Source organism: Salinimicrobium oceani (assembly GCF_012037645.1).
Window position 1 is genome coordinate 1 of sequence record NZ_JAAVJR010000507.1, and the last position, 482, is coordinate 482.

Here is a 482-nt window from a genome sequence, read left to right on the forward strand (position 1 = left end):
GACAAATTCGTTTAGTTGAATATCTTTCCTGTCGATATTTTTCCCTTTTCCAATTTCATCATAGCGATGCAGCCCCTTTAGCATCCCGCTGTGAGTAACGATCTTATATTCTTTTTCAGGATCAAGATCTTTTCCATTAACCTGCACACCATTTATGCGATCGCCGATAGTTTTAGAATAATCCAGGGTATAGCTGACTCCGCTACTTTGGAGCAGGCCGCCCACTACCTCATATTTATCCCCGGGTTTTTGATTGGTTGCGGTTTGCTCCAGGGTAGCCTTGACCTGTTTTCCAGTAAGGCTAAGGGTAGCAACCTTTGGAGGATGTGGAATAAGCCGGTACAGGTTTTCACGTGTAATCTCTCCCTGGAGGGAGATGCCATAACCTACTCCCGGTAAAAAAGCGATTTCTGCATCATATTCCTTACGAAGCAAATTTCCAACGAGTTTATCAAAAGAACTTTCAGTTTTGTATTGCCTGT

The 482-nt window shown here is 43.2% G+C and carries 1 protein-coding gene; it reads right to left on the reverse strand.

What is annotated here, in order from left to right; genetic code table 11:
• On the reverse strand, positions 1-482 hold a 482-nt coding region (locus tag HC175_RS17965; RefSeq protein WP_209310069.1), incomplete at both ends, for a 5'-nucleotidase C-terminal domain-containing protein.